Here is a 14852-nt window from a genome sequence, read left to right on the forward strand (position 1 = left end):
TTTAATCTTCCTCCCCTATCTTTCCTTTTATAAGATTATAAACTGTTTGTTCATCTGCCCCTCTAATTTGATTTCTAAAACTCTCATGCATCAATAAACGTGCTAGTTTTGATAAAATCTTTAAATGAAGATTATTTTCATTATCTTTTGTTACTGATATTAAAAATATCAAGTCTACTTTTTCACCTTCTTCTGTCCATTCAATAGGAACATCAAGCTTTCCAATTGTAATACAAGAATCTTTGACCCCTATACTTTGACTATGAGGTAGACCTATACCATGCCCAATATATGTTGATAATGTCTCCTCTCTCTTTAAAACATCTTCTAAAAATTGATTTTTATCTCTTAAATACCCCTCTTTTGATACTACATCCACTAATGATGTAATAGCTTCTTCTTTTGAATCTGCTTTCATTTTGAATGAGCATTTTACATTGACTAATTTACTCATACAGTGACCTCCTCCTCATATTTATGAATTAAACCTTCTGCTTCTTCTTTTGTCCTTGCACTTTCTAACATACTAATAAAATTAGTCTTATAAACCATTTTAGTTAAATTAATTATTGCTGGAATTTGCTCTTTCTTATCTCTACTTGCTAAACAAAATATAACTTTAACCTTTTTATCACCAAAACTAATTGGCTCTTTACATATTAGTAAGCTTATTGAACTTACTTTAACTAATGAACTGTCATTTCCATGCAATAAAGCAAACTCTTCATCTTTTACAGCATAGAAACCTACATTATTTAAAATATCTATAATATTCTCAGCATATTGTGTTGATACAAAATCACAATTAGCAAGTATATTTGAACTAATTTTAACAGCATCTTCCCACTTAACTTCTCTATCAATTATACTAATAGTATCAGCACCTATTAAATCACTTAATTTAAGCTGTCTAGATAATATTCTCTCATCACTATATCCAAGCTCCTGCCATATGATACTCAATACTCTTTTTTGAGCATCTTCTTCTAAGAAATCCAGCCTTTTTTTGATTGATATATAGTTAGTCAAGACATTCTTTCTTTTTATTCCTTTTTCTTCGAGTTTTAAATAATCGTTTTCCTGCAAAAATGGATTAATCTCAATAACTACTTTAGGCAAAGTTACAACTATCTTTGATGTTGTTATAATAAAATCTATATTTTCCCATTCCTTATAATCTTGTAATTTATATGCTGGAATACTATCCACTATATTTATTTGATAATCATTTATTAGAGTATCTTTTAACATAGCAATTACACCATATCCAAATCCACAAACTAATAATATGTTTTTATAATTATTTCTCTCATTTCTTTGTACACTTCCTAAAAAGTGTATTGCTAAAAGTATTATTTCATTTTCATTTTTTATTTGATTTAACATCCTATTTTTTTGTATAGAAACCTTAGTAGCTTCAAGTACATATTGATACTTATCTGGTATTACATGAAATAGTTCTTCATAAATCTGTATGTTTTGCTTGATTCTTTCTATTAATGGGGCAATATGATTAAGCAATCCTTTATAAAGAATCATATCTTCTTTAAAATCAACACTCAATATTTCTGACATATTGTAAATTAAATCTTGAACTATTATTTCTGTACTAATCAAATCCATATCTTCATTTAAACTTGCATATTTATTTGTAAAAAACACAAAACTTTTTAGCAATAAAATTTGTTCTTTAGTCAATTTCTTTTGAATGATTTGTTCAAATTCTTGGTCAAATTTATTTTCAAAATATGGTTCACTTAATGAGGAAGATTCCAAAGGATGTTTTTCATCTGAATGTATGTACCATGTAAAAAGAAAAATATTTGAAACATACCATGTGAAAGATTCATCATTTAAAATCCAATCCATTTTGGAAAGTAAATCTATTGACCAATTATATATATTATTCAAGGAAATCCCCTTGAATATTTGTTCAATAATTTTCACTAAGTACTGCTCAAACACACTTAAATCAGACTTTTCTTTACCAAATAGGTAAGAATATAATTTTAATATACTTAGTCTTTGTTTATATATAGTGTTTTCATCTCCACTTATTTTGAAAGTCTTATCATATGTAATAGTTATTTGGTTTCTTTCTAATTCACTTGATAAAACATTAAGGTCGTTTTTAATTGAACTTCTAGAAACCTGGAATTCTTTGCTCAACTTTTCTAAATTTAGCTTATCTATTTTAAACATTGATATAATCTTCATAATAGATACTCTCTCAGTTAAAGAAAATACATATTCATTATTATCTATATATACTACTTGGAAATTCTTAGGAATAATTAGTACACCTTTATTTATTTTTTGTATTAATGGTTTATTTAATGACTGTAAAACTATATTTAAATTATTTATGTCATATCTAACTTTTCTTTCTTCTATACTTAATTGTTGGCTAATTTCCTTATAACTTGTCTTCTCTTTTCCTTTTAGAAAATTCATAATGAGTAACATTCTTCCACTTATCATATTTTCCCTCCTTTCAAAATAATTAGAGTTATTAATACTGCAAATTTTATGTTATTCTGTATATTTAAGTTTTTTTATGTCTAAAAATAGTAACTATCTTTCTATATTCAGAATAATACAATAAAGCTTTAACTACAACTTACAATATTTGAAAATTGTTTTTACAAAATCTGTAGACATATTTTTATTAAAAAATATAATATTTATATTTAAAACTTTATATCACCTACTAATTACAATATATTTTAACATTACATAGTATTTTCAACGCTTTACTAATAACTGCTACATATCTTTAACTATATGGGTAACAACAAAATAGTTAAAAGTTTTACTTAAAAGTAAAACTATATCTGTAGATTTAAACATACAAATAAAAAAAGCAAGCTATATATTTAAATTATATAACTTGCCTAAATATTTAATTTTATAAACCTAATCATTAGGTATTGTTAAATTTTTTACTTTATCACCATTATATGCGAATTCTTCAAATTCATGTATTGATAATGGTTTAGAAAAAACATAACCTTGAATATAATCACATCCAATACTTTTTAAGAAATATACTTGTTCAACTTCTTCAATACCTTCAGCAATTACTTTCATACCAAGTCTCCTGCTAAGTTCAATAATAGATTCCACAACAACTTTACCACGTTCTATATTATTTTTACTAACAAAAAATGAACGATCTAATTTAATTATATCGACTTTAAACTCCTTTAATATCCCTAATGATGAATATCCAAATCCAAAATCATCTATAGAACATTTAAAGCCTTTACTGTGGATATCATCTATTACACAAATTGCTTCTGGATTTTCTAAAAAAATAGATTCTGTAAGTTCTAAGTCTATTAAAGATGTAGGTACATTATATTTAATACATATCATCTCATATTTTTCTAAGAATGATTTATCCTTTAAATGTTGTCTTGATACATTAACAGAAATTATTAATAACTCCTTACATTCTTTTATCCATTTAGAAATCAATTTACATGTTTCTTCAAGAACATATAGGTCTAACTCACATATAAATCCACTTTTTTCAAAAATTGGAACAAAATCACTAGGATAAATCATCCCCTTCTCTGGGCTATTCCAACGAACAAGAGATTCTGCACCACTAACCTTTCCAGTTTTTATATCAATCTTTGGTTGTAAGCATATAAAAAATTCTTTATCATCAAGAGCTTTTTCCATTAAATTTGACAATTCCTTTTCAAATATCAATCGTTTTTTTTCTATATCACTATAAAAATTAAAATCACTTTTATGTGCTTTATTAAAACTTTTTCTTGCTGTATTCACATGGTCTTGTATTGTAATTAAATCTTCGTCATGATTTTCAATTGCGTAAATACCTACTGATATTCTTAAAAAGTATGGGTTTTCTTTTCCTTTGTTAAAATAATTAATCTCATCTTCTATTTTATACAGTAATTCTAAAACTTCTAATACTGGTCTATTCTTCATAAATAGATAGAACAGGTCTGCATCATGCCGACATACAAACTCCTCATCATTAGCAATATTTTTTTCTAAAACATTATAAATATATTTAAGTGTATTATTTCCTTTTTCACTACCAAAACAGTCATTTATTAGCTTAAAATCCTTTATATTTATTGCTATCATCATATAAGTATTATCAGGAGATTTTGAAATTAAAGGTTTTATTAACATACTAAATTTTGTTGAATTAATACCATTTGTTATATTATCTAAATAAGCAATATCTTCAATTTGTTTTATGTATTTTCTTCTAATAGTATATAAAATCCATGTTATAATTCCAATAATAAAAATAATTATAAAGGTCATTATTATTGTAAAAATGTTTAATTTATTCAATTCACCTAAAACAGCTTCTTCAGGCACTATAAGAATGAAATACCAATCATTTAAATCTTTTGTTACTGGATGATACGTTAGCAGACACTTTACATTTTTTGACGAAGTTATTGTAATTTCTCCTGATTCTTCATTCTTAAAGTCATCCATTATTTTGGGAACCCAATGCTCATTTGTAGCACCTTTATATTTATGACTAAGGTCCTTTATCAACTCACTATTTTTACCTATAAAGAGAGGTTTCCCCTTAGTATTAACAATTTCAATAGTTCCTTCTCCATTAAAACTGTCAATACTAAGAATATTATTCACACTTTCTTTTTGAGAAACACCTACTAAAATACTAGATACCTCATGTTTATAATCAAATATAGGTACACTGTAGAGTACAACATCTATTGACTCTATAAGTTCTGTGTATTCCTTTCCTTCTATCCCCTTTTTATATGAAATAGTATTCTTTAAATCCGCTTCTTTTCCACTTAAAAACTTTGTTTTACCTTTTAAATCTATTATTCCAATATCAGAATATTTATAACTAGTTTTTCTTTTTGCTAAGTAATCATATCGACTATCACCTTCATATTGTTTAATAAAATCTGCCATTAGCCTTAAATCAGATAAAATAAACTTAATTTGATTATCAACATTTGTTACAACTTGTGTAGATACATCATTTAGATAGTTTTTAGTTTGCTTATTAGATATGTTGTACAGTTTTACAGTAGTAAAAACAGTAATTACAAGAATTGAAATAATAAGTGCACATAAAACCACAGACAAAACCATATTGTTTTTTTCGTACCTTGATAATTTCATTTTTTGTCCTCCAAACTATAAGTCCATTTTTAGCATAAATACTAACTCTACAAATTTCATTACCAAAAAACTATTCACACTATATTATAATATTCTACTTATCAATATTCAACAAAACTCCTTTATATTTCAATAATAATTCATTAATAAGCATTTTATTGATTTTATTTATGTAATATTTTTCCTTAAACTGCTGTAGAATATTGTTTAAAAACAAATTCCATAATCTAAGTTTATGTTTCTATTTATTCAAGACTAACAAATTCTATATACTTATATCAAAAAAGCTATCCCATATTTTAAGATAGCTCTTTATTTTAATGAGACACTTAATATCTCTAATATCTCATAACTAAATATATTATTAAACATTCACTTATTTTCTTTAATAACACAACAAGGATTCCCATAAGCTATAGTATTAGATGGAATTGACTTTGTTACAACACTACCTGCACCAATAGTTACATTGTCTCCTATTGTTACTCCTGGTAAAATAATACTCCCTCCACCAATCCAAACATCATTACCAATTTTCACTGGTGCAGTTATAGTTTTGCAAAAACTAAATCCATCATCAGTTCTTTCCTCAAATCTATCTTTAGCATTAGTTGGATGAAATGCTGTATATATTTGTACATTAGGGGCAATCAATGCATTGTCACCTATTATGATTTCATTATCATCTAAAAATGTACAATTCATATTTACTTCGCAATTATTACCAAAATAAATATTATTTCCATAATCAACATAAAAAGGTGCAGTAATCCATATATTTTTTCCCTTTCCACCTAAGAGTTCTGTTAAGATACGTTCCTTGTTAATACTATCATCTGATTTCAAACTATTATACTCTTTTGTTAAATCCTTGGCTTTGTGCCATTGACATAATAATTCCTTATCTCCACAGTCATACAATTCTCCTGCCAACATCTTTTCACGTTCTGTCATCCCAACCTCCTAAAATATATTAGTATATTAACTAAAAATAATATTTGTTATTAATATTGTTCCATATTTATATTGTAATATAAAAAATTAAATACTCAATGAAACTATCTTATTGAATATTTAATTTACTTACATCTTGCAAATACAAAGTTAGTATATAATTATAGGTTCTACTTAAATTAAATCTAGACTATAGATATTTTCATTATTCATTGAATCAAAAATGCTAAATTTAAAATCTACTTTTTTCAATAAATTATTTGAAGCCAGATTATCTGATAAAACACTTGCTAATACTTGTATAAACTTTTGTTCATTATTTCAGTAAGACATAAAAGAATCAATATAGCTTTCTTGAAATCTTCTGATTTTATATCTTTCAGTTGGCATATGCAGTCTCTTTTTATAATGATTTTTTTTAACAAGTATGTAGTTACTATATCTTCAATACACCAAGCATAACACAAACCATATTTGTATGACAATTCATAATTATATTATTTATTTAGTCATTTTTAAATAATTGATATGAATTTGTATCATATGAATTTAAAAATCATTATTTGATAGAATCGCTGTAACTCTTTTTTTATTTAACTTATCAAAATAAATAGAGATTATAGCAAGTGTACTACCTAAATAATGAATGTAATACATCTGGTAACCATGCAATAATATTTGAAGCACCTGCTAATATCAAAAATACTAATTCTATCTTTCTTAAATAGAAAGAACAGTTATAGCAAAATGATATTCCATAAAGCTCTAGCAGTAAAGTAAATAGGGTGAAAAATGAAATTGAAGTTAACAAAATATATACTAGTTGTAATTGATTATGTGCAACTCCAAATGAAATACTAAAAGCATAATACAAAATGATACCTAGAATTGTTAGAAAATTTGTTTTTTGTTCTACTGTATCTATATCACGAAATATGTATGAACCAATGACTGGAACGATAATTAAAAGCATTGTTAAGTCTGAACCTATCAATATAGGTGCCTTGAAATATGAGTCATATTGATAAATACCTGTACCATACATCTCAATAACCTGCCCCTATAGGTTTATTGCTTCATATTTATTATCTATAGAAAATGAAAATATTCCACAAACTGTAATGATTAGCAATAATATGAATATAATGGTTACTGAAATATTTAGCCAGGTCATTTGTTTTTTCTTTATCATTTAATTTCCTCCCTAAGGTAAAGTGTTTAAAGACTCTAAATGTTATCAGTTAGTATAACTGAAAAATCTTTTGTATAAATCCATAGTAATAAGTTACTATTTACACTATAGCAACTTATTACTATAATGTAAATAGTAGATTTCACATGAAAGGAGTATCTTATGCAAATTAAAAACATGATTAGAAATTTTAGTGGTGAAAGAAATAATGAAGTTCGTGGTATTTTTGCAAGCATATTTATTTTACAAAACCGATTACAAACTATTTTTGATAAAGCAGATGAACATCTTACTTTAAAACAATTTATGCTTCTTACAATGGTAAAGCATGCTGATGAAAAAACTACTTTTACTTATCTTGGGAAACTCTTAGGGTCTTCACGTCAAAATATAAAAAAACTAGCTGTTTCTCTTGAAAACAAAGGTTTTATAACTATTGAACATGAACCCAATAATAAAAGAAATACTTCTATTGTACTAACAAAAAAAGCAGATGAATATTCACAAAAAGTACAGGAACTCCATACTGAGAAATTAAACAATATATTTCAGGATTATTCAAATGAAGAAATCAGCCTGTTTTATCAAATGATTACAAAACTATATACAGGAGTTGAAAGAGAAGAAAAATACTATGAGTAAAATAATTATTTATAGCACAAAATTTAACTCAACTAATATGTATTATGACTTTGAATTTTATGCATTCCATTGAAAACATAAATATAGTCCAAAAGAATAGTTACACAGCACGATATGTATTAAAACAAGTAAAAAATAGACCGAAAAAGAGCTAGAAATACCCTATTTAAAGGCTTTCTAGCTCATTATTAATTATTCCCATTCTATTGGGTAAGTTTTGTCTCTAGTGTTTCCAAGTGTTTCATATTATCTGTATTATTTGTATTCTCTCTATTCTCAATTTCATTTTTAATTTTTTCAACAAAAATAGTATCATTTTAGTATCATAAATTAATTTTATTTATCATCTTCCCAAGATTTAATCCAATCGTCTAAATCTTTTATTTTATCTTCTGGCAAATCTTCTTCTTCATGTAATGCTGTTAATAAACTTTTTAAAGAATTATTATGTAAAAAGCTAAAGAATTTTTTTGTTTCAAATTTTAAATAATCTTTTTCTTTAACAGCTATCATATAATAAGTACATTTATTTGTTTTTTGTGCATATAAAAAATTTTTTTTAACTAGTTTTGATAAAACTGTTAGTGTTGTATTTTTATTCCAATCATATATTTGTTTCATAGCTTCTACAACTTCTCCAGAAGCTATCTTTTCTTCTTCTAATCCCCAAATAAATTTCATGACTTTCAACTCTGATTCAGGAAGTTTTTTAATTAACATAATATGCACCCCCTTTTTTATCAATTTTTGCATATTAAATCATATGTAATATTATAACAAATATTTTTTATAATAAATTAGAAAATCTAAATTATATTTTTCCAATTTATTCCATATAATTTATAACTATATTCTATTGTCAGTGTTGTCAATATTGTCAATTTAATATATAATAAAGATGTAAAATCGTATCAAAAACAAAAAAAGAAACTACAATCTATTAGCCTAGAGCGAAGTTTCAAATTCAAAATAATTTAAGTAATGATTTATTCATTGAAATCGTCTTGATTGCCGTCAGGACGATTTCTTAGTTTATGTAAAGATTCTTTTAATTTACTTATAGAATCTAATAATCTTGTTATAGACTTTACTATTGTTGTAATAGATTTTATTATAATAGTAATATAATACGCTATAACAAGTATAAACATAAGTGTTTTCATATACTCACCCCCTTTCATACGAAGGTGATTTCTGAAAACTTTCGCCCTTAGATTGTAGCCTCTTGCATTTTAATTATAACATAATTTTACAACTATCAAATATCTATTCTATGTCTTTTTTTATTTCTATAATATCGTTTGGAGTACATTCAAAAGCTAAACATATTTTTTCAATCACTGCTAATGCAACATATTCATTCTTACTTAATTTTGAAAGAGTTCCATTACTTATATTTGCTCTTTCTTTAAATTCCATTTTTTTAATATTTTTATCAAACATCATTCTCCATAAAGGTTTATATGAAATCATTTTATCACCTCTCTTGAGTAAATGATAACATCAATTTTCTATAATATCAAAATAAACTTCTATTTTATTAGAATTTTATATTGACATACACTTTAAGACATATTATATTTATAATAAGTTAGAAATTATTTCTATAAAATTAGAAATAATTCTAACAATAAAATTAAAGGAGTAATATAAATGTGTTTCAATACTTACATACTTATAAGACTTGTAAATAACAAGCAACTAGAATTAACTCGTAGTTTTGACTTAGATAATCTAATTTGTACTGCAACAGAAATATTGAAAGATAATAAGATTGATTTGATAATTATTGATGAAGTAAACAACATTGTTTGGAGAAATGAAAAAAGCACTCCCCCTCAAGAGAATGCTTAGTTACAGATATAGAAGTGTATTGGTAGTACACTTCTATTTTTTTATTATATTATATGATTTAGGTTGTTAAAAAGACCTATTTAAATCAATTTTAAGGTGTGTCGAGTAATGTTCTTGATGTTTTATTTGAATACTCAGAATATCTGTTTTTTATTTCATTAAATCCATCTTCAATGCTTATTTTTCCATTAATAATATTTGGGACAACTTCCCTTTGTGATTGTTGATAATTAACATAATCATTAAATAATATAAATTCGTTTTTGTTTGCATATCCTGATTTATCTGGATATAAGACATTTGGATTTTTTAAGTTATAAAAATCTCTACACTTATCAAGAATCTCCTTATCAACATAACTAACAAATGGATACATCCCAAATAGTCTACCATCAGCACCTTTATTAGCAAATTCCTTACTAAAAAAATGATTTAATATTTTTAGTGCATTCTCTTTATTAGGAGCATTAGCAGGTATTGATATATCTGTAGTATTTAGATAAATTTTATCTTCAAACCCTTTATAAGAAGGAGTTTCAAAAACTTTATAGTTACCCATAGAATCTTTATAGTTCATTATTTCAATTCCTTGAATAAATTTCATAGCTATCTTGTCATCAATAAACATATCAGATGTATTTATTGTTTTATGTACACCATAATCTTTATACAAATTCATAAAAAATGAAAATACATTCATCCATTTATCATCACCATAAATAGTTCCTTCTGATTTTACAGATAAATTAAATGGTGTTGTTAGAACTTCAAAATCCTGAAAAAAGCTTTCTGTACCATTCATACCTAATGACAAAGGATAAATATCACTAATATTATTATCTTTTATTGAACTTTTAATATCCTTTAATATTTTTAAAACATCTTGCCAAGATTTTATTTCGTTTGGAATAGGTATATTTAATTTTTCAAAGAGATTTTCATTTATCATAATAAAATTTGATGAAAAATATGGTGAAATAAAATACATACTACCATTACCTATTTCCTTGGATTTTTCTATTATTGCAGGATAAATGTTGCGTGTATCTATATAATTATCTAACTTTAATAATTTTTCATCTTTCATAGAATCTCTTAAATATTCATTTGGAATATCTAATAGTAGATCAATGTTATTATTATTTAATTTGTTTATTAATTGAACTTTAGGATATTCCCAAAAATCATGTTCTTCTGAAATTTCATTATCATCTACAACATAGTCTACTTGTAGATTTATATTTAATTCTTTTTTTAAATAATTTTTTAAAGTATCATAACTAGAAACTTCACTTTTATACAAAACTAATCCATTTATACTTTCTCTATTTTGAGAAAATATTAATACTGAACATATGAGTAATGCTCCCAATAATATAGTCAATTTTTTCATATTCATGCCCCTATTTTAAAAAATAATCCTTAATTTAAGCATATATATTTTTCTGAATTTTATAAATTAGTATATATTCAGTACAAATAATATCAATAATTATGCATATAACACTTATCCCAATACTTAGTGACACTATTAAAAGTGTTTACATTAATAATTTATCTCAGCTTCAATATACTTATTATTAATTTGTTTAGATAATAAATTTTAAATAAATAATAATGCTATACTTCGAATAAAGAGGCTTCCTTATATTTGGATAAGCCTCTTTATTATTAAATATTTTATTGTATTTTAGTAAAGATAGTTAAATTGACCTGATGCAGATTGTACTGGTGCATTTGGATCATCAAATGATAAATTATAATAGTTAGCTAATCTAAGTCTACGATCAGAACCAATTGTATTATTGTGAGTTAAATCTACAGAAAGATTTCCATTATAAACTCCTGTTCTACTTACATATTTTAGTTTCGAACCTTGTTTTGTTACTATTTGATATTGTACTCCTGTTGCAGCTGTAGCTGTCTTTGTACGTTGATAGCCATCTATTATTTTTTGGCGTCCTGTTGATACAAATACACCTGATTGAGTATAATTCTTAAATTCCCCTGAATACTTATAAGTATATGTTCTAGATTCTGCGCTACGTGATGTTGGGCTTACATTTAATTCTAAACCTTGATAAGGTAATTCTCCCGTTTCTGGAGAGTATGTATTTGCTTCATCTGCATGCCCAATTAAAATACTTCCCCCAACCATTGATATCATTGCTGCTAATGTAATTATCTTTTTTGCTTTTTTAAACATAATAATATGTCCCCTTTCTCCTCTTTTAATTATAATCTTCTTCATTATATCATTTAATTTCTTTTTTTCAAATTCTATATTTAGACATATTTTTATCTTTTTTTCATTCTATAACAATAAAATAAATTAACAAAATATCTATATTATAAATACTACAATTGTACAGTCTAAAAACATATTTTATCAATGAAACTGTATTCTACTTGCGTAAAATATAATTTTTTTTTACAATTTTTAATAAATAAAATAATTTATAAATTATTTTATTTAAAATATTTATTCATGTTAATAATCCTTATCTTCAAATTCATTTTTCATATTTTTCAACAATGATTTTTTCTCAGTTTTTTATTTCTGATTTCTTATTTGATAAAATCTAATACTTTGTAAAGTGTATCAAATCTATCGTTACCCTTTATCATAGTATATTTTTCTTTAGTAATAGAACTTATCTTTTCACATGCTCCACCACCAATAACATATAAATTCTCCGTCTGACCTGGTACATAATCTTTTATATCACATATTAATATTTTTCCATCATTATAGCCCCAGCCGACTACTGTTGCAGGTATCTTGTCAACTTCTCCATCATAAACTATTGTGTGTTTATACATTTTACCCACCTCTACATTATTTATAGTTTTATTCAATACGCCTTCTACAATTAATTTGGCCATACCTTCATATCCAAGTTTCTTAGCCTTCTCATAATCTTCTTTATTATCACAAAAGAAACTTTCAATTAATATGGCTGTAGGCTTTGAACTATTTAAGATATACAAACTTTTATCTAATTTAGCACCTCTATTTTTAAATACTGTGCCTAGTTTCTTACATATTCTAGTTGCATACTCTAGACCTTTATTACTATAATATAGCACCTCTGAGCCTTTTCCTTGACCATCACTTGCATTTAAATGTAACTCTATGAGTAAGTCATATCCTCCGCCGTTAACTCTAGGTATTTTATATGACTTTTCTTCTGTTTTAGTTTTAAACTGCTTTTCGGGGCATATTATTACATCTACCTTATGACCTTCTTTTCTGAATGTATCTGCTAATACTGGTGCAAGAGATTTATTATATTTATACTCGTTAACCACTCCATCAGCAGAAGTACATGCACCACTTTTTAAAATACTGTGTCCTACTGTAATACATATTTTCATTACTTTTCACCATCCTTTAGCTGTTTATAAGTTTGATTTATACCTATTGATATACCCCAACAAATTACACCTTGTAAGACTGCACTAGGATTTAACCCTAACATCCATACTGAAAAACCTATCCCAAGTGCTAGTAACACTACTGGAATATATTTATTATCTAATTGTTTATATTTCTTACAACCTGCTCCTATAACATAAAGAGCAGCAACTAAAATTAGTAACTGCTCTGGTATAAAACTTATTAAATTATCCATTTATTTTCCTCCTAATTTAAAATATTCCTCTCTGAATAGCAAATATAAAGAATCCTACTAGTGTTGTAATCATTGTTCCAATCAACCACTTGAGCATACTTGTAAGTGAGTTTAAGTTCTCGCATAGTGCTTTTAATTCTGCTTTAGATTCTATATTTGCTACTTTTAATTCATCTATTTCATCATTATGTTTATTTATTGTTGCTTCATGTCGTTTCAAATTGTCTTTGAAAAGTTCTTCATTCATGAAAACCTCCTAATTAATTGAAATAAAAAAGAACCTTCTATATCGTTGGTTCTGTTCCTTCTACTACTCCACTATGTTCAATTATATAATCCTCTACTGCTTTTCTGTACTCTGTATTAGTTACGTCATCTAATTGAAATTCTCGATTTTTTAAAGGATTTAATCCTCTATTTAAAATTCTTTCTGCTAATATTCTTACTACAATGTTATTTATATTCATTATAATAATCCTCCTACTTTTTCATTTTCTGCAATTAGTAATTGATTTTCTAACTCTTGTATTCTCTTTTCTTCTTCTGTTAACTCTACTTTTATTTCTTCCAAAATTGGTTCTTTTGTTTCTACATTTATACCTATTAGCCTATTTCTAGTATAATCTATACTTCCATATGGGACATCAGTATAAAACAATTCAGTTATTTCATCATGTTCTAATACATCCCCTGTAGCTTCTCCTGTCTGCAACAATATTTTACCTGTTTGGTTATATATTATTCTATTTGCTCTATCCATTTTTTTGTCACCTCAATCACATATATTTAAATAAATTTGACAGCACACCATCTATATTGAATGTCAGCATTAATCGCAGGCAAAACAGGTAGTTGAACACCATTACTGTTAATAAATGAGCTTTCAACATTAACATTATAAATTTTACCATTAGCACTCCACGAAGCATAATTGTCAATATTTTCATAAATAGCATTAATTACAAAATCTTTGCTTTCACTGAAAATAGATATATTATTACATGCAAAAGTAATATTTTTACAGGTTCTTGTATGACTTAAATCATAATATTCACACTCTGCAACGAAGATATTAGGGACAAAATTAAGCCCTTCAACTAATAGCCACCATTCCGGGTAATTTTTAGTATTGTTTTTATAGATAGTAGTAAATTGAGAACCGTTGTTTTGTCTAGCAACAGTAAAACCATCAGCGTATTTATATCTTGTATTTAATTGACTTATTATGTTATCCTTTTCTGTTAATACAGTTGTTATCCTAGATGGAATTATACTTAATTTATCATTTACATCTGCTGTGTTCCCTATTGCATTTATTATATTATTTTTACTCGTTTGAAAATCAGTTTGAATACCTTGTAATGCTGTCATAAGTTCTCTTAAACTAGCATTATCATTCAACTTAGTTGTCATAT

18 protein-coding genes are annotated in these 14852 nt (G+C 25.6%); 2 read left to right on the top strand and 16 right to left on the bottom strand.

Translation table 11 applies throughout. From position 1 onward, the window contains the following. Nucleotide 1: 1 nt before the first annotated feature. The 5 genes from JJC01_18960 to JJC01_18980 form a co-directional block, all read right to left on the bottom strand. The gene (locus tag JJC01_18960) at nt 2–454 is read right to left on the bottom strand and encodes a PTS sugar transporter subunit IIA (protein UDN58210.1); all 453 of its coding nucleotides are present in this window, start codon (nt 452–454) and stop codon (nt 2–4) included. Further along, complete coding sequence (locus tag JJC01_18965; protein ID UDN58211.1) at nt 451–2481, bottom strand: PTS sugar transporter subunit IIA; 2031 nt, start codon at nt 2479–2481, stop codon at nt 451–453. Before JJC01_18965 ends, JJC01_18960 begins: the two co-directional genes overlap by 4 nt. Nucleotides 2482–2916: 435 nt before the next feature. Further along, nucleotides 2917–5160, bottom strand: coding sequence for an EAL domain-containing protein (locus JJC01_18970; GenBank protein ID UDN58212.1), 2244 nt, complete (start codon nt 5158–5160; stop codon nt 2917–2919). Between the two features lie 372 nt (nt 5161–5532). Beyond that, complete coding sequence (locus tag JJC01_18975; protein ID UDN58213.1) at nt 5533–6114, bottom strand: sugar O-acetyltransferase; 582 nt, start codon at nt 6112–6114, stop codon at nt 5533–5535. Between the two features lie 631 nt (nt 6115–6745). Continuing rightward, nucleotides 6746–7159 (bottom strand): hypothetical protein, encoded by a 414-nt coding sequence (locus JJC01_18980; GenBank protein ID UDN58214.1) that lies wholly within the window; start codon nt 7157–7159, stop codon nt 6746–6748. Nucleotides 7160–7468: 309 nt separating this feature from the next. On the opposite strand from JJC01_18980, the gene JJC01_18985 reads away from it, so the two are divergent. After that, a complete protein-coding gene (locus tag JJC01_18985; GenBank protein UDN58215.1) occupies nt 7469–7948 on the top strand; it encodes a MarR family transcriptional regulator in 480 nt (159 codons plus the stop codon). 336 nt (nt 7949–8284) lie between these two features. Here JJC01_18985 and JJC01_18990 read toward each other — a convergent pair whose 3' ends face one another. The 3 genes from JJC01_18990 to JJC01_19000 all read right to left on the bottom strand — a co-directional run bounded on the left by JJC01_18990 (nt 8285) and on the right by JJC01_19000 (nt 9421). After that, nucleotides 8285–8668 (bottom strand): BlaI/MecI/CopY family transcriptional regulator, encoded by a 384-nt coding sequence (locus tag JJC01_18990; GenBank protein UDN58216.1) that lies wholly within the window; start codon nt 8666–8668, stop codon nt 8285–8287. Between the two features lie 266 nt (nt 8669–8934). After that, nucleotides 8935–9111, bottom strand: a complete 177-nt coding sequence (locus tag JJC01_18995; protein UDN58217.1) for a hypothetical protein — start codon at nt 9109–9111, stop codon at nt 8935–8937. Nucleotides 9112–9214: 103 nt separating this feature from the next. Continuing rightward, nucleotides 9215–9421: a helix-turn-helix transcriptional regulator gene (locus JJC01_19000; GenBank protein ID UDN58218.1), complete on the bottom strand. Its 207-nt coding sequence runs from the start codon at nt 9419–9421 to the stop codon at nt 9215–9217. A 180-nt stretch (nt 9422–9601) separates the two neighbouring features. On the opposite strand from JJC01_19000, the gene JJC01_19005 reads away from it, so the two are divergent. Next, nucleotides 9602–9802: a hypothetical protein gene (locus tag JJC01_19005; protein UDN58219.1), complete on the top strand. Its 201-nt coding sequence runs from the start codon at nt 9602–9604 to the stop codon at nt 9800–9802. Between the two features lie 91 nt (nt 9803–9893). Here the strand turns inward: JJC01_19005 and JJC01_19010 are convergent, their stop codons facing one another. From JJC01_19010 to JJC01_19045, 8 genes are all read right to left on the bottom strand, one after another. Next, on the bottom strand, nt 9894–11195 hold the full coding sequence (locus tag JJC01_19010) for an extracellular solute-binding protein (GenBank protein ID UDN58220.1): 1302 nt from the start codon (nt 11193–11195) through the stop codon (nt 9894–9896). Between the two features lie 297 nt (nt 11196–11492). Then, nucleotides 11493–12008 (bottom strand): hypothetical protein, encoded by a 516-nt coding sequence (locus JJC01_19015; protein UDN58221.1) that lies wholly within the window; start codon nt 12006–12008, stop codon nt 11493–11495. Nucleotides 12009–12370: 362 nt separating this feature from the next. Beyond that, entirely contained in the window at nt 12371–13180 is an 810-nt protein-coding gene (locus JJC01_19020; GenBank protein ID UDN58222.1) for an N-acetylmuramoyl-L-alanine amidase, read from the bottom strand. Continuing rightward, nucleotides 13180–13437, bottom strand: a complete 258-nt coding sequence (locus tag JJC01_19025; protein UDN58223.1) for a phage holin family protein — start codon at nt 13435–13437, stop codon at nt 13180–13182. Before JJC01_19025 ends, JJC01_19020 begins: the two co-directional genes overlap by 1 nt. A gap of 16 nt (nt 13438–13453) precedes the next feature. Beyond that, entirely contained in the window at nt 13454–13684 is a 231-nt protein-coding gene (locus JJC01_19030) for a hemolysin XhlA family protein (protein ID UDN58224.1), read from the bottom strand. A 37-nt stretch (nt 13685–13721) separates the two neighbouring features. Continuing rightward, complete coding sequence (locus JJC01_19035; protein ID UDN58225.1) at nt 13722–13904, bottom strand: hypothetical protein; 183 nt, start codon at nt 13902–13904, stop codon at nt 13722–13724. After that, nucleotides 13904–14197: a hypothetical protein gene (locus JJC01_19040; protein UDN58226.1), complete on the bottom strand. Its 294-nt coding sequence runs from the start codon at nt 14195–14197 to the stop codon at nt 13904–13906. The genes JJC01_19035 and JJC01_19040 overlap by 1 nt, the downstream gene beginning before the upstream one ends. A gap of 26 nt (nt 14198–14223) precedes the next feature. Next, nucleotides 14224–14850: a hypothetical protein gene (locus JJC01_19045; protein ID UDN58227.1), complete on the bottom strand. Its 627-nt coding sequence runs from the start codon at nt 14848–14850 to the stop codon at nt 14224–14226. Between the last annotated feature and the right edge of the window lie 2 nt (nt 14851–14852).

The organism is Clostridioides sp. ES-S-0010-02 (genome assembly GCA_020641055.1).
In the GTDB taxonomy this organism is placed as follows: Bacteria; Bacillota; Clostridia; order Peptostreptococcales; family Peptostreptococcaceae; genus Clostridioides.